Below are 18,950 nucleotides of genomic sequence, written 5' to 3' on the forward strand. Positions count from 1 at the left end.
TCGTTGTGGCCAGCGTCTCGCAATCTTGCGCATGGTCTTTGCGTCTGGCGTCCGTGCTTTCGTGAACCCATGAAAGACAACAAGATGTTCAACAAGCATTCAGTCGAGATCGACTGGGGCGGGCGTCCGCTCAAACTCGAAACCGGCAAGATCGCCCGCCAGGCCGACGGCGCCGTGATCGCCACTTACGGCGAGACCGTCGTGCTCGCTACCGTCGTCGCAGCCAAGGCGCCGCGCGAAGGCGTCGATTTCCTTCCGCTCACAGTCGACTATCAGGAAAAAACCTACGCTGCGGGCCGCATTCCCGGAGGCTATTTCAAGCGCGAAGGCCGGCCGACCGAAAAAGAGACGCTGGTTTCCCGCCTGATCGACCGCCCGATCCGTCCGCTGTTCGCCGACGGCTGGCGCAACGAGACCCAGGTCATCGTCACCGTACTGTCCCACGACATGGAGAACGATCCCGACGTCCTGGCAATGGTGGCTGCGTCCGCCGCGTTGACGCTTTCCGGCGCCCCGTTCAAGGGGCCGATCGGCGCGGCGCGCGTCGGCTTCATGAATGACGAATACGTGCTCAACCCGACGCTGGACGAAATGGTTGATACCCGGCTCGAACTGGTTGTCGCCGGCACCGCCGACGCCGTGCTGATGGTTGAGTCCGAAGCCAAGGAGTTGAGCGAAGACATCATGCTCGGTGCCGTGATGTTCGGCCACCGTCACTTCCAGCCGGTCATCAACGCCATCATCGAGCTGGCCGAGAAGGCTGCGAAGGAGCCGCGCGAAGTCAGCCAGGCCGACGACAGCGCGCTCGAGAAAGACATGCTCAGCCTGATCGAAGCCGACCTGCGCCCGGCTTACGCCATTGCCGACAAGCAGCAGCGCCAGAATGCCGTTGCCGCTGCCAAGGCCAAGGTCATCGCGCATTACTTCCCGGAGGGCCAGGAGCCGAAATACGACAAGCTTCGCATCGCCGGCGTGTTCAAGCACCTCGAGGCCAAGATCGTGCGCTGGAACATTCTCGATACCGGCAAGCGTATCGACGGCCGCGACGTCAAGACCGTGCGCAACATCGTCGCCGAAGTCGGCGTATTGCCGCGCGCCCACGGTTCGGCGCTGTTCACTCGCGGCGAGACCCAGGCGATGGTCGTGACGACGCTCGGCACCGGCGAGGACGAGCAGTACATCGACGCGTTGTCGGGAACGTACAAGGAAACCTTCCTGCTGCACTACAACTTCCCGCCCTACTCGGTCGGCGAGACCGGACGCCTCGGCGGCACCAAGCGCCGCGAGATCGGTCACGGCAAACTGGCGTGGCGCGCGATTCATCCGGTGCTGCCGCCGCATCACGAGTTCCCCTACACCATCCGCGTCGTCTCCGAGATCACCGAGTCCAACGGGTCATCGTCGATGGCCTCGGTCTGCGGCGCATCGCTTGCGCTGATGGATGCCGGCGTTCCCTTGAAGCGGCCGACCGCGGGCATCGCCATGGGCCTCATTCTTGAAGGCAGCCGCTACGCGGTGCTGTCGGACATTCTCGGCGACGAGGATCATCTCGGCGACATGGACTTCAAGGTGGCTGGCACCGAAAGCGGCATCACCTCGCTGCAGATGGATATCAAGATCGCCGGGATCACCGAGGAGATCATGAAGGTCGCGCTCGGTCAGGCCAAGGACGGGCGCATCCACATCCTCGGCGAGATGGCGAAAGCTCTGACCAACGCCCGCGCCGAGCTCGGCGAATACGCGCCGCGCATCGAAACCTTCAAGATTCCGACCGACAAGATCCGCGAAGTGATCGGCACCGGCGGCAAGGTGATCCGCGAGATCGTCGAGAAGACCGGCGCCAAGGTCAACATCGAGGACGATGGCACCGTGAAGGTGGCCTCGAACGACGGCGAAGCGATGAAGGCCGCGATCAAGTGGATCAAGTCGATCGCTTCCGATCCGGAGGTCGGCCAGATCTACGAGGGCACCGTGGTCAAGGTGATGGAGTTCGGCGCCTTCGTGAACTTCTTCGGCGCCAAGGACGGCCTCGTCCACATCAGCCAACTCGCGGCTGGCCGCGTGCAGAAAACCTCCGACGTCGTCAAGGAGGGTGAGAAGGTCAAGGTCAAGCTGCTCGGCTTCGACGATCGCGGCAAGACTCGGCTGTCGATGAAGGTGGTCGATCAAGAGACAGGCGAAGACATCGAGGCCAAACAGAAGGCCGAAGCGCCGGCACGCGAGGCCGCAGGCGAGTAGGCGTCGTCAGGCGCGGTCAAAGTTACGAAAGGGCGGCTTTGGAGCCGCCTTTTTTTGTTCCACTAAAGCGTTTTCAAGCGAAGTGGGCACCAGTTCGCGTAATGACACCGCGTCAGAAAAATCATAGAGCGCTTCTTTCGATTGAAACGCTTCATCGGAGTACAGCCAGCTCCTTCTCCCCCTTGCAGGGAAGGGTTAGGAGCCGTTCGTCGCAACACAATCCTTAACCACATCGCCGAGCGCCTCGAAATCGGCCTTGCGCGGAGAGGTCCTGCGGAAGGCCAGTCCGATGCTGCGGCCAGGTTGCGGCTCTTCCAGCCGTAGAAATTTCACGCGGCTGTCGCGCGCCTCGACATCGGCGGCGATCTGCGGGATCAGCGTCACGCCATAACCACCAGCGACCATCTGCATCACCGTGGCAAGGCTGGAGGCGCCGAATGTCATGCCGGTTGCGCCCGGCGTCGGCCCACGCGGGATCGTGGCGCAGAACGCCAGTGCCTGATCGCGCAGGCAGTGGCCGTCCTCGAGCAGGATCAGGCGCGACTGATCGATGTCTTGCGCGGCGACACGACGTTCGCAGGACCGGGGATCGCTTGCCGGAACCGCCAGCAGGAACAGGTCGTTGAAAAGTTCGAGCGTATCGATGTCAGGCTCGCCGAGCGGCAGCGCCAGCATGGCGGCGTCGAGCGCGCCGCCCTTGATCTCCTCGACAAGCAGCCGCGTCTGCGTTTCCCGCAGTTCAAGCTGCAACTCGGGAAACTTCGATTGCAGCGCGGGCAGGATACGCGGCAGCAGATACGGCGCCAACGACGGGATGATGCCAAGCGTTAGGCGTCCCGTCAGGGGGCTTGCGCGATGGCGGGCGAAATCGACAAGATCGCGCGCCGACGCCAGCACGTCCTCAGCACGGCGGGAGATCTCCCGGCCGAGCTCGGTCAGTAGCACCTCGCCGGGACGCCGCTCCACCAGCGTGACGCCAAGGAACTGTTCCAACTCCCGTATCTGCATCGACAGCGCCGGCTGGGTGATGGCGCAAGCCTCCGCGGCGCGTCCGAAATGACAGTGGCGCGCGAGCGCGGCGAGGTAGCGGAGCTGTCTGAGCGTGACCATTTTCGATCAGATAAGCTTATCACGGTGTGAAGGCAAATCGACTGGACCTTATCAAAAACTTCTCCCAAACTGCTGTCATCCTCGTGTTGCCGGAGGACTGCGGCACCGTCGGGCCTAACCTTTGTCACCATCAACGCCGGCACACCCGAACGGACAAGCATGGTTCCGCGTTGAGGCCTCCATCGGGTGACCGCGGCTTCTGGGTTGCCAAGGCAGCCATCGGCAACGCGACAGCACAGCATCGGAGACAATCATGGACGCAAAGACCAATGACAAAGGCGCGGGCAAGTGCCCTTTCGCGGGCGGTCACGGACACAGCAATCGTGACTGGTGGCCGGAGCAACTGGACGTTCAGGTCCTTCATCAGAAATCGAACCTGTCCGACCCGATGGGCAGGGACTTCGACTACGCCAAGGAGTTCGCCAGCCTCGACCTGAGCGCCGTCATCAACGACTTGAAAGCACTGATGACCGACTCCCAAGATTGGTGGCCGGCCGACTTCGGTCATTACGGCGGGCTGATGGTCCGCCTGGCGTGGCATAGCGCGGGAACATACCGCACCACCGATGGCCGCGGCGGCGCCGGCGGCGGTCAGCAGCGTTTCGCGCCGCTCAACTCGTGGCCGGATAACGTGTTGCTCGACCGCGCGCGACGTCTGTTGTGGCCGATCAAGCAGAAGTACGGCCGCAAGATTTCCTGGGCCGATCTCTACGTTCTCGCCGGCAACGCCGCGCTGGAATCGATGGGCTTCAAGACCTTTGGGTTTGCCGGTGGCCGTGCCGATGAATGGGAGCCGCAAGAACTGTTCTGGGGTCCGGAAGGAACGTGGCTGGGCGACGAGCGCTACAGCGGCGAACGCGAGCTTGCCGAACCGCTCGGCGCCGTGCAGATGGGCCTGATCTATGTCAATCCGGAAGGACCGAACGGCAAGCCAGACCCGATCGCAGCCGCCAAGGACATCCGCGAAACCTTCTTCCGCATGGCGATGAACGACGAGGAGACCGTCGCGCTCATCGCAGGCGGCCACACCTTCGGCAAGACCCATGGCGCAGGCGATGCATCGCTGGTCGGCCCGGCACCGGAATCGGCCGCGATCGAGGATCAGGGCCTCGGCTGGAAAAGCAAATTCGGCTCAGGCAAAGGCGCCGATTCAATCGGCAGCGGCCTGGAAGTCACCTGGACGCAGACGCCAACGAAGTGGGACAACAACTTCTTCGATACGCTGTTCAAATACGAATGGGAGCTGACCAAGAGCCCGGCTGGCGCTCATCAATGGCAAGCGAAAGACGCGCCCGCCATCACGCCTGATGCCTTCGACGGATCGAAGAAGCACGTGCCGACCATGCTGACCACGGACCTCTCGCTGCGCTTCGATCCCATCTACGGGAAGATCTCAAAGCGCTTCCACGAGAACCCGGACCAGTTCGCGGACGCCTTCGCCCGCGCCTGGTACAAGCTCACCCATCGCGACATGGGACCGCGCCAGCGTTATCTCGGTCCGCTGGTGCCGAAGGAGGTGCTAATCTGGCAGGATCCGATTCCTGCCGTGGACCACGAAGTCGTCAACGACAACGACATCGCCGACCTGAAAGCGAAAATCCTCTCATCCGGTTGCACCGTGGCGCAACTGGTTTCGACCGCCTGGGCCTCGGCCTCGACCTTCCGCGGCTCCGACAAACGTGGCGGCGCCAATGGAGCGCGCATCCGCCTCGCTCCGCAGAAGGACTGGGAGGTCAACCAGCCGACCCAACTGAAAGCAGTGCTGGCGAAGCTCGAAGAGATCCAAACCAAATTCAATGGCGCGCAGACGGGCGGCAAAAAGATCTCGCTCGCCGACCTGATCGTGCTCGGCGGATCGGCTGCGGTCGAGAAGGCGGCCAAGGATGCCGGGATCGACGTGAAGGTGTCGTTCACGCCGGGACGCATGGATGCGTCGCAGGACCAGACCGACGTCGACTCGTTCGCTCCGCTCGAGCCGCGAGCCGACGCCTTCCGCAACTACACCAACAGCAAGAAGCAGCAGTTCATGGCGCCCGAGGAAGCGATGGTGGACCGCGCGCAATTGCTGAAGCTGACGGGCCCCGAGCTGACCGTGCTGATCGGCGGTCTGCGCGTGCTCGGCACCAATGCCAGCGACTCCAAGCACGGCGTCTTCACCACCCGGCCGGGCAAGCTGACGAACGACTTCTTTGTCAACCTGCTCACCATGGATACCGAGTGGCAACCGGTTGCCGGTCAGGATGGCGTGTACGAAGGCCGCGACCGTAAGACCAATACGCTGAAATGGACCGGCACCCGCGTCGATCTGATCTTCGGCTCGCACTCCCAGCTCCGCGCGTTTGCAGAAGTCTATGCCTGCGCCGACTCCAGGGAAAAGTTCGCGAACGACTTCGCCGCCGCTTGGGCCAAGGTGATGAACGCCGACCGCTTCGATCTGAAGCCCTGATCGCAGCGATCACGCGGCGCGACGATTCTCGTCGCGAAATGCAGTTCAGCACAAAGCCCCTGCGATCACATCGCAGGGGCTTCGTCATCGATTCCGATATTTGAGAGCGGGATGGAAAAACGCTGCACACTTTTTCTCATCCCGCTCCAGTGTCGCGATATGGCGATCCCGTTCACTTACAAGGGGCTATCCAGCCCGCCACACCAACGGCCAAACGATCGCGGGATCATGATCCCGAAAAGTGGAAACCGGTTTTCGGACAAGATCATGCTCAACTAAAAGCAGATCAGGTCCGATTCAATGCAGGTGAAACAGACTCCGGAAGAAAGGATAACTGTTCGATGATGAAACTCTATTGGTCGCCGCGCTCGCGTTCGTTCACTACGCTCTGGCTGATGGAGGAAACCGGACAACCCTACGAGCGGGTCTTGATCGACATCTCAACCGGCGCGCAGAAAGCGCCGGAATTTCTCGCCATCAACCCGATGGGCAAGGTGCCCGCACTGACTGACGGCGACATTGCGACCGCCGAGGCGGCGGCGATCTGCGCCTATGTCACCGAGCGTTTTCCGGATGCAAAGCTAGCCCCGCCGCTCGGCGATGCGCGCCGTGCAAAATATCTGCAATGGCTGTTCTTCGGACCGAGCTGCATCGAGCCGGCATTGATCCAGATTTTCACCAAGCTCGAGGTGCCGTCGAGCACGGCCGCGTGGGGGAACGCCACTCAGGTGTTCGATGTGCTCGACAAGGCGCTGGAAAAGGGGCCGTGGATTCTCGGCAACGACTTCTCCGCCGCCGACATCGTAATCGGCTCCGGACTGAACTTCGCGATCCGCCAGTTCAAGATGGTGCCGCCACGGCCAGCCTTCGATCGCTACATCGACCGCTGCATGGCGCGGCCGGCGTTTCAACGTGCGGAGACAATCGCGGCAGGATGATTCAGCTTTTTCGCTTGTGAGAGAAGACGCAACTAACGCGCCGCTTCAAAGCCCTACTTCGCCGCATCGTTCGACGCGCCGTTGCTCATGCCGTCGCTACGCAGCGCGTCGGGCTGCGGCATCGCAATGATGTTGTAGCCGGAATCGACGAAATGAATCTCGCCGGTAACCCCGCCGGACAGATCCGACAACAAATAAAGCCCGGCGCCGCCAAGTTCATCGAGGCTGACGCCACGTCCTCGCGGCGAATGCTTCTGCTGGAACGCAAACATGAAGCGTGCATCGCCGATCCCGGCACCGGCCAGCGTGCGGATCGGGCCGGCCGAAATGGCATTGACGCGGATGTTCTGCCCGCCGAAATCGACCGCCAGATAGCGCACCGATGCTTCCAGCCCTGCCTTAGCGACGCCCATCACGTTGTAGTTCGGCATCGCGCGGTCGCCGCCATTATATGTCAGCGTGAGCATGCTGCCGCCGTCCGGCATCAGGGCAGCGGCGCGTTTCGCCGCTTCGGTGAAGGCGAAACACGAGATCAGCATGGTGCGCGCAAAATTCGCGCGCGTCGTGTCGGCATAACGGCCATTCAGTTCGCTCTTGTCGGAGAACGCGATGGCATGAACCAGGAAATCCATTTTGCCCCAGGCCTTGCCGATATCGGCGAACACCTTGTCGACAGAGGCGATGTCCTCGACATCGCACGGCAGCACCATTTTGCTGCCAACCGATTCGGCGAGCGGCCTGACCCGTTTGGCCAGCGCCTCGCCCTGGTAGGTGAAGGCCAGTTCCGCGCCGTGCGCGGCCAGTGTCTTGGCGATACCCCAGGCGATCGAGTGGTCGTTGGCGACCCCCATGATCAAGCCGCGCTTGCCTTGCATCAGGTGTGTCATGCGAGACTCCGTCGTCCCCGGCTCCGTGCCGGGCATCCACGCCTTAGCGACGTGGACAGGTTAAAAGGTTTGGATGGCCGGGTCATCCGCGCAAGACATGCTTGGCGCTAAGCCCGGTCTTGACAATATCGATATCGCCGCGACGCCGCAGATCTTCAGCACCGCCGCTCAAACCGATTACGCATCTAATCGTTTGAACACCAGCGTGGCATTGGTCCCGCCGAAACCAAACGAGTTCGACATCGCCGTGCCAATTTTGGCGTTGTCGATACGCTTACGCACAATCGGCATATCCGCGAACACCGGATCGAGTTCGGTGATGTTGGCGCTTTCGCAAATGAAGCCGTTGTTCATCATCAGAAGCGAATAGATCGCTTCCTGTACGCCGGTCGCGCCGAGCGAATGTCCCGTCAGCGACTTGGTAGCGGAAATCGGTGGGCACTTGTCACCCGTGCCGAACACCTTGCGGATCGCCTCGATTTCCGGCGGATCTCCCGCTGGCGTCGAGGTCGCATGCGGGTTAATATAGTCGACTTTCGTTTTCACCGTCGACATCGCCATCTTCATGCAGCGCTCGGCGCCCTCGCCCGACGGCGCAACCATGTCGTAGCCGTCGGACGTTGCGCCATAGCCGACGACTTCGCCGTAAATGCGTGCGCCGCGGGCCTTCGCATGCTCGAGTTCTTCCAGAACCACGACACCGGCGCCGCCGGCGATCACGAAGCCGTCGCGACTGACATCATAAGCACGCGAGGCTGTCGCCGGCGTATCGTTGTATTTCGAGGACATCGCGCCCATGGCGTCGAACAGCACCGAGAGAGACCAGTCGAGTTCCTCACAACCGCCGGCGAAAATGATGTCCTGCTTGCCGATCTGAATGGTCTCATAGGCGTTGCCGATACAGTGGTTGGACGTCGCGCAGGCCGATGAAATCGTGTAGTTGACTCCCTTGATCTTGAACCAGGTGGCGAGCGTCGCCGACGCGGTGGATGACATCGCCTTGGGCACCGCGAACGGACCGACGCGCTTGGGGCCTTTGCTCCGCGTGATATCAGCCGCTTCCACGATTGTACGAGCGGACGGGCCACCGGAACCCATGATGATTCCGGTTCGCTCGTTGGAGATGTCATTCGGCTCCAGACCTGAATCGCGGATCGCCTGCTCCATCGCAACGTGATTCCATGCCGCGCCTTCGGCAAGGAAGCGCATCGCGCGACGATCGATCACGTCGGCCGGATTCAGCGTCGGCGCGCCCTGCACCTGAGAGCGAAAACCGAGCTCCGCATACTTCTCCGCGCGCGTGATGCCGGATTTGGCCTCGAAGAGACTGGACAGCACTTCCTGAGTATTGTTTCCGATCGACGAGACAATGCCCATCCCCGTGACGACCACCCGCCTCATGATCTCCTCGCATCAAAGTCATATTGTCTCATGAAGCGTCCTCGTCAAAAACCCAACCTGCATCGTCCGGCGACCTCGGCCGTCACGTCCCCGGTTTTGCATCCTGCTTGAACAGACCGACCTTCAGGTCTTTCGCGCGGTAGATAATATCATCGTCGGCGGAAAGCCACCCGTCCGCGATTCCGAGCACGAGCTTCGAGCGCATCACCCGCTTGACGTCGACATTGTAGACGACCTTGCGAATGTGCGGCAGCACCTGACCGGAGAACTTCAGGTCGCCGATACCGAGCGCACGTCCACGGCCTTCACCGCCCGTCCAGCCCAGAAAAAATCCAACCATCTGCCATAGCGCATCGAGGCCAAGGCAGCCGGGCATCACCGGATCGCCCTTGAAATGGCAGCCGAAGAACCAGAGGTCGGGTTTGACGTCGAGTTCGGCGCGGATCAATCCTTTTCCAAACTCCCCGCCATCTTTAGTGATGTCGGTGATGCGATCGAACATCAGCATCGGTGGCAAAGGCAACTGGGCGTTTCCCGGCCCGAACAGCTCCCCCCGGCCGCAAGCCAGCAAACCCTCGTAATCATAGCTGCTGCGCCGGTCCTGCATGCTGCGTGGCCTTTCTCTCTGTTGGGCAATGATGGTTGGAAAGGCGCACGAGACGTGTGCTTTTTCAACTGAGACGGACACTGATCCTAAAGATCAGCGCATTGTGGCTCTCTAACACAGGGTCCGGAGGGGGCAAAGAGCACCCGTTTCGCGTGAGCGTCTGGCGATCCTATGTGATGCAGGCGATGATTCGAGCGAGGCGGGCAACCGTGCGATTCGCCTGACCTGCCAAGCCGATCGTAAGGTGACGGTTACGGGGACAGCTACCCTTCGTCCCCACTTGCGATCCGGGCCAGAAAACGGAAATTATTGATAAGTATATATATTTTGTACTCCGCACGCGTCAGGCCCGCTGAAAAGCGCGGAACTCGGATACGAGTTTTGAGCCGTTCTAGTTGCGAAAAACTTGCATCTAAGGACCTTCTTTCCTATAGTAGGAGACAGCAAGCTCCCTTGGGGAACGGTTGACGGTTGGATTAAGAGTTTTTCGGATGCATGGCGTGAGTACAAGCGAGAACATCGTAGTTGTGACCGAGGACGACCATGATGTATCAGCGGTCGGTCATGGGCGGCAGCCGACTCTGACAGGCTGCCCTTGGCACGACGTCAACGAAATGCTGCAATCGGTCGGGCTGCGGCCGACCCGGCAGCGTATGGCGCTTGGCTGGCTGTTGTTCGGCAAGGGCGCACGCCATCTCACGGCGGAAATGCTTTACGAAGAAGCGACTCTCGCCAAGGTTCCTGTTTCGCTCGCCACCGTTTACAACACGCTCAATCAATTGACCGACGCCGGACTGCTGCGCCAGGTCAGCGTCGACGGCACCAAGACGTATTTCGATACCAACGTCACCGCCCATCACCACTTCTATCTTGAGAACAATCACGAACTGGTCGACATCCCCGATCCGCATCTGGTGATGCCGAAGATGCCGAACGTGCCGGAAGGCTACGAGATCAGCCGTATCGATATGGTTGTACGGCTGCGCAAGAAGCGGTAATCCGACTCGCAGTTTCGAACGATGTTCCCGCTGCCCGGCCCTGCGCCGGGCATTTGGTTTTGTGAGAGGTGTTTAGTCCAACGTTCCGGCGAACGTGGCCGGACGACGATCAGTTGATTTTCTCATCGGCATAGACGCCCCAGAGTCGCTGCTGCTCGATCCAGCCGTCGAAGCCGTCACCCGCAACATGGCACCATCCCGACGCGCAATGTTTGACCTGCGCCACGACGCCAGCCTGCAAGCGGGCAGCCACATTGCCTTGAACATCCGCGCGATCATACAGCAGCGCGAAGTCGTTCTTCGTCTTCATCGTGACGACTGCGGTGCGACGGCCTGACAGCAGCGAGTGATAGACCCACCCCTCGGCTCCCTCGGAGTCCCGGATGCGGCGCCAATTCTCGAATTCCGCAGTGATTTCGACGGGGAGGCCGGCCTTGGTATAGACCCAGGCGACGTCGTTATCCTTGGTCGGACCGGCGCGGACGTTCACGTGGTCGGACTTCAGGCTCACATAACGCGGAACCGGCAGTCCGCTGGTGGATAGCGCGGAGTCCTTGGCGGCGGCGGTGGTTTCGAGCCCAGCCGCACTCAGCATCGCCGCTGCGAACACCATGGAAATAGTGCGCCATTTCACCATCATCACCTGCCCCCGAGACGTCCACCATACCACCCGAACCGGCCGCCCCGTCTTCCGGACCCGTCTTGCCTTGGCACGACCTTCTGCTAGAGAGGATCAAACCCAGGATGACCGGGGAGAAGCCCGGGAAAGTGCACGGAAGATGCGAGGGACCCGGGATACCAGGGAGACAGCCGATATCAGCCAGCGACTGCAGTTTCGAACGTGTGGGTTAACAGGGACTGAACGGTATGTCCGCAGAACCTGATTCGCTTGGATTGTGGGTTGCCACAGGCAGTTTCCGAACTCGAACGCGTGGCGTCACCGCGTCACTCCAATGTTTCATCAAAGGTTGCCGCAGGGGTCTACGAATTTCGAAAATCGGAAACTAGAGAGCATCAAATGTCGATCAAGAAAAAGCCTCTGGTTGTCGTCACGCGCAAGCTGCCGGACTCGGTCGAGACTCGAATGCGCGAACTCTTTGACGCGCGGCTCAATCTTGACGACCGGCCGATGACGACCGAACAGCTCATGGACGCCGTCCGCACCGTCGACATCCTGGTCACGACGGTGACCGACGATATTAACGGGACCGTGCTGAAACAGCCGGATTGCAAGCTGAAGCTGATCGCGCAGTTCGGCAACGGCGTCGATAATATCGATGTTGTCGCCGCGCACGAGCTCGGCATCACCGTCACCAACACGCCGAACGTTCTTACCGAAGACACCGCCGACATGACCATGGCGCTGATTCTCGCAGTCCCGCGCCGTTTCATTGAGGGCGCCGCGCTGCTGACCGCGGGCGGTGACTGGCCGGGCTGGTCGCCGACATGGATGCTCGGCCGGCGGCTCGGCGGCAAGCGGCTCGGCATTATCGGCATGGGCCGCATCGGTCAGGCCGTGGCGCGCCGGGCCCACGCCTTCGGCCTGCAAATCCACTACCATAACCGCAAGCCCGTGGCGCCGAAGATCGCCGACGAACTCGGCGCGACCTATTGGGATTCGCTCGACCAGATGCTGGCACGGATGGACATCATCTCGGTGAATTGTCCGCATACCCCGGCCACCTTCCACCTCTTGTCGGCGCGCCGCCTCAAGCTGATCCGCAAGGACGCCTATATCGTCAACACTGCGCGCGGCACTGTGATCGACGAGGACACACTGACGAAACTGATCGAGGCCGGCGAAATCGCCGGCGCGGCGCTCGACGTGTTCGAACATGAACCTGCAGTCAACCCCAGGCTGGTCCGCCTTGCCAAGGCCGGCAAGGTCGTGCTGCTGCCGCATATGGGGTCCGCCACCATCGAGGGCCGCGTCGAAATGGGCGAGAAGGTTATCATCAACATTCGCACCTTCCTCGATGCGCACAAGCCGCCGGACCGCGTGCTGCCGAGCATGTTGTGAGGAAGCGCTCCGCAAACCCCGTCATTGCGAGCGGCGCAAGACCGGCTGCGCCGGGTTTGCGTCAAGCGAAGCAATCCAGGACCGCATAAAAAAACTGGATTGCTTCGTCCGCTTCGCCTCCTCGCAATGACGGCAAGCGAACCTGCACTATCATCCGTCAGCGATACGCGCTTAAATCCCTGATGGTCGGATGATCGCCGTTGAGCGGATTCGACGGATCGCGCCTATAATTCAGCGTCTCGAACCGCATCGCGCGCGCATCCACCATCAATAAACGCCCGACCAGCCCCTCGCCGAATCCGACGATCTCACGGATCACTTCCAACGCCGTCATCGAGCCGAGCACGCCGGCCAGCGCGCCGAGAATGCCCGCTTGCTGGCAGCTCGGCACCGTGCCCTCCGGTGGCGGTTCGGGGAACAGGCAACGGTACGTCGGATTGAACTCGCCATCGGCATTCGTCTCGTGCGCGCGGATCGTCGTCAGCGATCCGTCGAACACCCCGAGCGCGGCGGTCACCAGCGGCTTTTTCGCCAGATAACAGGCATCCGCCACCAGATAGCGTGTGGTGAAATTATCCGAGCCGTCGGCGACGACGTCGTAGTCTGCAAACAGTGACAACGCATTCGCCGCATCCAGCCGCATATGATGGGCGTGGAATGCGACGTGCGGGTTGAGCGCGCGGATTTTGTCAGCGGCGCTCTCAACCTTGGGACTGCCGATATCCGGCGTCGCGTGAATGATCTGGCGCTGCAAATTCGACAGCGTCACCACGTCGTCATCGATGACGCCGAGCGTACCCACGCCCGCGGCCGCCAGATACATCAGCGCCGGCGCACCGAGACCCCCGGCTCCAATCATCAGCACGCGCGCATTGCGCAGCGCGTTCTGGCCAGGGCCGCCGACTTCGCGCATCACGATGTGGCGGGCATAGCGTTCAAGTTCGTCGGCGCTCAGCATCGTCCTGCCGTTCTCGTCTCGATCCAGCGCCGCACGCGGGCCAGAACCTCAGTGGCTGCTGTTGCCGGCCACGCAGATGTGTTTCAATATAGCGTTTTCGAGAGAAGTGGAATCCGGTTCGCGTGACGAAAACGCGTCAAACCAAGACTCTAACGCCGTTTCAACGGAGGCGAAAGCTGCCATGCGAACGACGATGGCCGCGGCATTGATGATCGTGGCCACCACGATGTATGCCCAGGCGCAAACCGGCGGCACTGCCGGAAGCGCGAAAAACAAACCGGCAGCCGCCCGCCCGCCGGCGCAAACCCCGGCCGATACCGTGAGCGCGATGGCACCCGCGGCGCTTCAGGCACTTCAATCCGACCTGGCATGGACCAGCCACTATAACGGCCTCATCAATGGCGAGGTCAGCGACAGGCTCATCGCTGCGATCAAGGCATTCCAGAACGATCAGGGCGGCAAGCAGACCGGTGTGCTTAACCCGCAGGAACGCGGCGTTCTCGCCGCGGCGGCGCGGAAAGCGCGCGCGAATGTCGGCTGGAAGATCGTCGCCGATGCCGCTATCGGCGTTCGGCTGGGCCTGCCGGCGAGGCTGGTGCCGCAGCAATCGAGAGAGGGCGAAAGCACGAAATGGAGTTCTTCAACCGGCACGATCCAGATCTTCGTCATGCGCCGCAAGGAAGCCGGCCTCACAACCGCAAGGCTGGTCGACCACGAACGCAAGCAGCCCGCCGGTCGCAAGATCGACTACAGCGCCGTCAAACCGGATGTCTTCGTGCTGTCAGGCACACAGGGTCTGAAGAAGTTCTACATGCGCGGCCAACTCCGTGATAGCGAGGCGCGCATCCTGACCATTCTCTACGATCAGGCCACCGAAGGCGTCATGGAGCCGGTAGTGATCGCCATGTCGAGCGCATTCGACCCGTTTCCGGCGAACGGTCCGGCGCTTCGCAAGATGGTGGAATATGCAAGCGGCGTGACTGTCAGCAGCGACGGCGCGATCATCACCGGACGCGACGCCACCGACGGATGCCGGTCGATTGTCGTCGCGGGCCATGGCAATGCCGACCGGATCGCCGACGACAAGGATCACGGCCTCGCGCTGCTGCGCATCTACGGCGCACATGGATTGCATCCGATCGCGCTCGGTCGCGATGCGGCAAAAGGTGGAGTCGATCTGGTCGGCATCACCGATCCCCAAAGCCAGGGCGGCGGCTCCGCCGTCAGTCGCATCAAGGCCTCGGTGACGCAGGGCGGCGATGAATTGATGCTGACGCCGGCACCGGCCTTGGGTTTTTCCGGCGCGGCGGCGCTCGATGCAAACGGAAAGCTCGCAGGGCTTGCACTCCTGAAGCCGGCGGACATCGCCGGACTTTCGGATGCGGCGACGGCCGCACAGGCCGTGCTCGCTCCAGTGGAAGCCGTCCGCGATTTTCTGAAAGCGAACGATGACGTCCGACGGAACGCTTGATGCAGAAGCCGCCGTGGTTCGCGTCATCTGCGTGCGGAGATAGGTCGACACATCCACTCGGCTGGCTGAACCGGGTTACGTCTGGCAACCCGGACACCAGAACGTCGAGCGTCCGTTCTGGGTGAAGCGCCTCACCGTGCCCTTGCATGTCGGCGTCCGGCACTTGTCGCCCTCGCGATCGTAGACCCGAAACGAATGCTGGAAGTAACCGAGTTCTCCTGTGGTCTGACGATGATCGCGAAGCGAAGAACCTCCCGCCTTGATCGCCTGATTGAGCACGTCGTGAATGGCAGCGACCAGTCGTTCGGCGCGCTCAGACGGCGCACCCGTTTTCAGGGCAAGCGTTGCGGCGAGACGGCGCGGCGAAAGCCGCGCGCGAAACAGCGCCTCGCACACATAGATGTTGCCGAGCCCCGCGACCACGCGCTGATCGAGCAGCGCGGCCTTCAGGCTGGTCTTCTTGTCGCGGCACGAACGCGCCAGCATCGCCGCGTCAAATTCATTCCCAAGCGGCTCCGGGCCGAGTCCTCTCAGTAGCGGCTCGTCGTCGAGCGCTTCGCGCGCGACAACCTTCATGTACCCGAAACGGCGCGGATCGTTGAACACGATCTCGACGCCGGAGGACATCGTAAAACACACATGATCGTGGGCGCGGCCCTCGTTACGCCGATGGTGAAAATCGCCCGGAGCCGCGGCTCCGGCCGCATCGATCACGCGAAAGGATCCGGACATGCCGAGATGCATCAGCAGCACGTCGCCGGATGCGAGGTCCGCCAGCAGGTACTTTGCCCGCCGCCCGAGCCCGGTCACGACCTGGCCCTCCAGACGGGCGACGAAATCGGTCTGGAACGGAAACCGCAAGTCCTTGCGCCGGGTCTCGGCGCGGACGATGGTCACTCCCTCCATCGCTGGCTGCAAGCCGCGGCGTACGGTTTCGACCTCGGGAAGTTCAGGCACCGCTGCGCTCGTTTCGTGGGATTCTCCGGCGTTCTAAGCCGGGGTCTCGTTTTCTTCGCTGAAGACCAGGCAGTTATAGAACGGATCAGTCACCGTCATGGTGGTAGCGCCCCAGGGCTGGCGCTCCAATCCCGGCCGGGCATAGCCGTAACGCTTGGCAAGCAGCCCAGCCTGATAATCCGCAAGCCCCGTCGTCTCGATGATGATCCGTGCGCCGGGCGAGCAGCCTCCATGGTGTTCGCTGAGATGCAGCACCGCCGAGCCCAGCGATATCCCCATGTAGAGCGGCAGATCCGGCTCGAACCGATGTTCGAAATCGACCTTGAAGCCGAGAAAATCGAGGTAGAACTCCCGCGCCTTGCGGACATCGAACATCCGGAGGGTGGGGGTCACGCTGGCAAACTTTGGAGACATGGACGCTTCCCTCTTGATGTCGCCGGTTAACCACTCTCCGATGGCGATCCATCCTCAGATCGACCTGGCTTGTAGCGCAGCGCAGCATGGCAGGCTATGGTTCGGTCATGGAGAAAATGGGCATGGATCGAGAGGACCAAACGCATTTCGGCTTCAGGGACGTCCCCCTGGTGGACAAGCAAACGCTGGTGAACGACGTCTTCCACAGCGTGGCGCAGCGTTACGACCTGATGAACGATCTGATGTCCGGCGGACTGCACCGCGTCTGGAAGGATGTGTTGATCACGGCGCTGAACCCGCCGCGCAGCGATGCGCCATTTTCGCTGCTCGATGTCGCAGGCGGCACCGGGGACATTGCCTTTCGGGCCGCGAAAGCCGCGGGCCACGGATTTCAGACCACCGTCTGCGACATCAATCCGGATATGCTCGCGGTCGGCCGCGAGCGCGCCATCAAGACACATCTCGATCATCAGGTGTCGTTCGTCGAAGGTAACGCCGAGGCATTGGCGTTCGCGGATCGCAGTTTTGACGCCTATACCATCGCTTTCGGCATCCGCAACGTGCCGCGCATCGACGCCGCGCTGCGCGAAGCGTTTCGGGTGCTAAAGCCAGGCGGCCGGCTTCTCTGTCTCGAATTCTCGACGGTCGATGTGCCGGGACTCGACAAAATCTACGATCTGTTCTCTTTCAAGGTGATCCCGCCGCTCGGCCGCACCGTCACAGGCGACGCCGACTCCTATCAGTATCTGGTCGAATCAATCCGCAATTTTCCGAAGCCGAATGCCTTTGCCGACATGATCCGTGACGCCGGCTTCGCCCGCGTGACCTGGCAGGCGCTCTCCGGCGGCATCGTCGCACTACACTCGGGCTGGCGTTTGTGATCTCCGCATTATCCCACGTCGCGCGGCTGGCACGCGCCGCGTTCGTGTTCGCGCGCGAAGGCGTGTTCGGCGTCGTCGATCCCTCGCTGGTGCCGCCGCCCGGACAGCTCGCGCTGCGCATGGCCCGCCTCGTCGAGCGCCGCGGCGCGAAATCCGGCTCGCGGCTGACGCGCGCGCTGACGCGGCTCGGGCCGGCCTATCTCAAGCTTGGACAATTCCTGGCCACGCGCCCCGATGTCATCGGCATCGCCATGGCTCGCGATCTGGAAAGCCTGCAGGACCGCTTGCCGCCGTTTTCACAAGCGGAAGCTGAAGCGGTGGTCGCGGCGTCTTTGGAAAGACCCGTGACACAGGTTTTCGCAAGTTTCGGACCGCCGGTGGCGGCAGCCTCGATCGCACAGGTCCATCGCGGCGAGGTCGAGAAGAACGGCGTCCGAAAGCAGGTTGCGGTCAAGGTGTTAAGGCCCAACGTCGGCGCACGCTTTCGACGCGACCTCTCGGACTTTTTTTTCGTCGCCAACAAGGCCGAAGCGCATTCGGCCGAAGCGCGGCGGCTGCGCCTCATCGAAATCATCAACACCATGTCGCGATCGGTAGCGATGGAAATGGACCTGCGGCTGGAGGCGGCCGCACTGTCGGAGATGGCGGAGAATACCCGCGACGATCGGGACTTTCGCGTTCCTACTGTGGACTGGGATCGCACCACTCACAACGTGCTGACGATGGAGTGGATCGACGGCATCGCGCTGAACGATCATGCGCGTCTTGCGCAAGCGAAAGCCGATCTGCCCGAACTCGGCCGCAAGGTGATCCAGAGTTTTCTGCGCCATGCGCTGCGCGACGGCTTCTTTCACGCCGACATGCATCCGGGCAACCTGTTTCTCGACGATTCGGGCCGGCTGGTCGCGGTCGACTTCGGCATCATGGGACGGCTGGGATTGAAAGAGCGGCGTTTCCTTGCCGAAATTCTGCTCGGCTTTATCACGCGTGACTACCGCCGCGTCGCCGAGGTGCACTTCGAGGCCGGATACGTGCCGGGCCATCACTCGGTGGAGAATTTCGCGCAAGCGATCCGCGCCATCGGCGAGCCGATCCACAATCGCACCGCCGAGGAAATCTCGATGGCCAAGCTGCTGACGCTGCTGCTTGAGGTCACCGGCCTGTTCGACATGCAGACGCGCCCCGAACTGATCCTGTTGCAGAAGACCATGGTGGTGGTCGAAGGAGTGGCGCGCAGCTTCGACCCTAAATTGGATATCTGGACGGTGGCCGATCCGGTCGTCCGCGAATGGATTACGGAGAATCTCGGCCCGATCGGACGGATGCAGGGCGCGATTGCCGGCGCCGGCGAGCTTGGCCGCCTGCTCGGTGGGTTGCCGGCGATCGCCTCGCGAACGGTCTCTCTCATCGAGCAGTTCGAGGCGATGGCGCGCGAAGGGCTGACATTGGGGCCTGACACCATTGCGGAGATCAAGCGGGCTGAAGAACGCAGTCAGCGCTGGAATATTCTGGCGCTCTGGGTCATCGCCGCGGCGCTTATGGGTCTGCTCTGGACCGCACATTGATTGAGTTGATTGCAGTGACACCAATCGACTGATATCAATGCTATCATACGTATCGCGGG

General features: G+C 61.8%; 15 protein-coding genes and 1 pseudogene. 8 read left to right on the forward strand and 8 right to left on the reverse strand.

The genetic code is table 11. The features are described from left to right. Positions 1-84: 84 nt before the first annotated feature. Entirely contained in the window at positions 85-2,238 is a 2,154-nt protein-coding gene (pnp, locus tag AC1RT6_RS13395; protein ID WP_079445140.1) for a polyribonucleotide nucleotidyltransferase, read from the forward strand. Between the two features lie 195 nt (positions 2,239-2,433). Here the strand turns inward: pnp and AC1RT6_RS13400 are convergent, their stop codons facing one another. Beyond that, on the reverse strand, positions 2,434-3,348 hold the full coding sequence (locus AC1RT6_RS13400) for a LysR substrate-binding domain-containing protein (RefSeq protein ID WP_079445086.1): 915 nt from the start codon (positions 3,346-3,348) through the stop codon (positions 2,434-2,436). A 253-nt stretch (positions 3,349-3,601) separates the two neighbouring features. On the opposite strand from AC1RT6_RS13400, the gene katG reads away from it, so the two are divergent. After that, positions 3,602-5,794, forward strand: a complete 2,193-nt coding sequence (gene katG, locus AC1RT6_RS13405) for a catalase/peroxidase HPI (protein ID WP_079445087.1) — start codon at positions 3,602-3,604, stop codon at positions 5,792-5,794. 341 nt (positions 5,795-6,135) lie between these two features. Beyond that, a complete protein-coding gene (locus AC1RT6_RS13410) occupies positions 6,136-6,732 on the forward strand; it encodes a glutathione S-transferase family protein (protein WP_079445088.1) in 597 nt (198 codons plus the stop codon). 53 nt (positions 6,733-6,785) lie between these two features. On the opposite strand, the gene fabI is transcribed toward AC1RT6_RS13410, so the two are convergent. From fabI to fabA, 3 genes are all read right to left on the reverse strand, one after another. Then, entirely contained in the window at positions 6,786-7,619 is an 834-nt protein-coding gene (gene fabI / locus AC1RT6_RS13415; protein WP_079445089.1) for an enoyl-ACP reductase FabI, read from the reverse strand. A 177-nt stretch (positions 7,620-7,796) separates the two neighbouring features. Further along, on the reverse strand, positions 7,797-9,020 hold the full coding sequence (gene fabB / locus AC1RT6_RS13420; protein ID WP_079445090.1) for a beta-ketoacyl-ACP synthase I: 1,224 nt from the start codon (positions 9,018-9,020) through the stop codon (positions 7,797-7,799). A gap of 82 nt (positions 9,021-9,102) precedes the next feature. After that, complete coding sequence (gene fabA / locus AC1RT6_RS13425; RefSeq protein ID WP_079445091.1) at positions 9,103-9,627, reverse strand: bifunctional 3-hydroxydecanoyl-ACP dehydratase/trans-2-decenoyl-ACP isomerase; 525 nt, start codon at positions 9,625-9,627, stop codon at positions 9,103-9,105. Positions 9,628-10,118: 491 nt separating this feature from the next. Between fabA and irrA the strand changes: the two genes are divergently transcribed. Continuing rightward, positions 10,119-10,625: an iron response transcriptional regulator IrrA gene (gene irrA, locus AC1RT6_RS13430; RefSeq protein ID WP_079445092.1), complete on the forward strand. Its 507-nt coding sequence runs from the start codon at positions 10,119-10,121 to the stop codon at positions 10,623-10,625. Between the two features lie 109 nt (positions 10,626-10,734). Here irrA and AC1RT6_RS13435 read toward each other — a convergent pair whose 3' ends face one another. Further along, positions 10,735-11,238, reverse strand: a complete 504-nt coding sequence (locus AC1RT6_RS13435) for an SH3 domain-containing protein (protein ID WP_420799254.1) — start codon at positions 11,236-11,238, stop codon at positions 10,735-10,737. 405 nt (positions 11,239-11,643) lie between these two features. On the opposite strand from AC1RT6_RS13435, the gene AC1RT6_RS13440 reads away from it, so the two are divergent. Next, a complete protein-coding gene (locus AC1RT6_RS13440; RefSeq protein ID WP_079445094.1) occupies positions 11,644-12,645 on the forward strand; it encodes a 2-hydroxyacid dehydrogenase in 1,002 nt (333 codons plus the stop codon). Between the two features lie 157 nt (positions 12,646-12,802). Here the strand turns inward: AC1RT6_RS13440 and AC1RT6_RS13445 are convergent, their stop codons facing one another. Beyond that, positions 12,803-13,603: a HesA/MoeB/ThiF family protein gene (locus AC1RT6_RS13445; RefSeq protein WP_079445095.1), complete on the reverse strand. Its 801-nt coding sequence runs from the start codon at positions 13,601-13,603 to the stop codon at positions 12,803-12,805. 181 nt (positions 13,604-13,784) lie between these two features. On the opposite strand from AC1RT6_RS13445, the pseudogene AC1RT6_RS13450 reads away from it, so the two are divergent. Continuing rightward, positions 13,785-15,117, forward strand: a pseudogene (locus tag AC1RT6_RS13450) (serine protease). Between the two features lie 32 nt (positions 15,118-15,149). Here the strand turns inward: AC1RT6_RS13450 and mutM are convergent. Further along, the gene (gene mutM, locus AC1RT6_RS13455) at positions 15,150-16,031 is read right to left on the reverse strand and encodes a bifunctional DNA-formamidopyrimidine glycosylase/DNA-(apurinic or apyrimidinic site) lyase (RefSeq protein WP_079445096.1); all 882 of its coding nucleotides are present in this window, start codon (positions 16,029-16,031) and stop codon (positions 15,150-15,152) included. Between the two features lie 33 nt (positions 16,032-16,064). Then, positions 16,065-16,445: a glyoxalase superfamily protein gene (locus AC1RT6_RS13460; RefSeq protein ID WP_079445097.1), complete on the reverse strand. Its 381-nt coding sequence runs from the start codon at positions 16,443-16,445 to the stop codon at positions 16,065-16,067. 122 nt (positions 16,446-16,567) lie between these two features. Between AC1RT6_RS13460 and ubiE the strand changes: the two genes are divergently transcribed. Both ubiE and ubiB read left to right on the forward strand, forming a co-directional pair. Further along, the gene (gene ubiE / locus AC1RT6_RS13465) at positions 16,568-17,326 is read left to right on the forward strand and encodes a bifunctional demethylmenaquinone methyltransferase/2-methoxy-6-polyprenyl-1,4-benzoquinol methylase UbiE (RefSeq protein WP_079445142.1); all 759 of its coding nucleotides are present in this window, start codon (positions 16,568-16,570) and stop codon (positions 17,324-17,326) included. After that, entirely contained in the window at positions 17,323-18,891 is a 1,569-nt protein-coding gene (gene ubiB / locus AC1RT6_RS13470) for a 2-polyprenylphenol 6-hydroxylase (protein WP_079445098.1), read from the forward strand. Before ubiE ends, ubiB begins: the two co-directional genes overlap by 4 nt. The last annotated feature ends 59 nt before the right edge of the window (positions 18,892-18,950 follow it).

It is taken from the genome of Nitrobacter sp. MLSD-S21, from assembly GCF_058809865.1.

Bases quoted from the DNA above. Each gene is read 5' to 3' on its own strand.
- pnp (WP_079445140.1), top strand. From the start codon at position 85: ATGTTCAACAAGCATTCAGTCGAGATCGACTGGGGCGGGCGTCCGCTC.
- ubiE (WP_079445142.1), top strand. From the start codon at position 16,568: ATGGATCGAGAGGACCAAACGCATTTCGGCTTCAGGGACGTCCCCCTG.
- irrA (WP_079445092.1), top strand. From the start codon at position 10,119: ATGCATGGCGTGAGTACAAGCGAGAACATCGTAGTTGTGACCGAGGAC.
- fabA (WP_079445091.1), bottom strand. From the start codon at position 9,627: ATGCAGGACCGGCGCAGCAGCTATGATTACGAGGGTTTGCTGGCTTGC.
- katG (WP_079445087.1), top strand. From the start codon at position 3,602: ATGGACGCAAAGACCAATGACAAAGGCGCGGGCAAGTGCCCTTTCGCG.
- AC1RT6_RS13400 (WP_079445086.1), bottom strand. From the start codon at position 3,348: ATGGTCACGCTCAGACAGCTCCGCTACCTCGCCGCGCTCGCGCGCCAC.
- AC1RT6_RS13410 (WP_079445088.1), top strand. From the start codon at position 6,136: ATGATGAAACTCTATTGGTCGCCGCGCTCGCGTTCGTTCACTACGCTC.
- fabI (WP_079445089.1), bottom strand. From the start codon at position 7,619: ATGACACACCTGATGCAAGGCAAGCGCGGCTTGATCATGGGGGTCGCC.
- fabB (WP_079445090.1), bottom strand. From the start codon at position 9,020: ATGAGGCGGGTGGTCGTCACGGGGATGGGCATTGTCTCGTCGATCGGA.
- AC1RT6_RS13435 (WP_420799254.1), bottom strand. From the start codon at position 11,238: ATGGTGTTCGCAGCGGCGATGCTGAGTGCGGCTGGGCTCGAAACCACC.
- AC1RT6_RS13445 (WP_079445095.1), bottom strand. From the start codon at position 13,603: ATGCTGAGCGCCGACGAACTTGAACGCTATGCCCGCCACATCGTGATG.
- AC1RT6_RS13440 (WP_079445094.1), top strand. From the start codon at position 11,644: ATGTCGATCAAGAAAAAGCCTCTGGTTGTCGTCACGCGCAAGCTGCCG.
- AC1RT6_RS13460 (WP_079445097.1), bottom strand. From the start codon at position 16,445: ATGTCTCCAAAGTTTGCCAGCGTGACCCCCACCCTCCGGATGTTCGAT.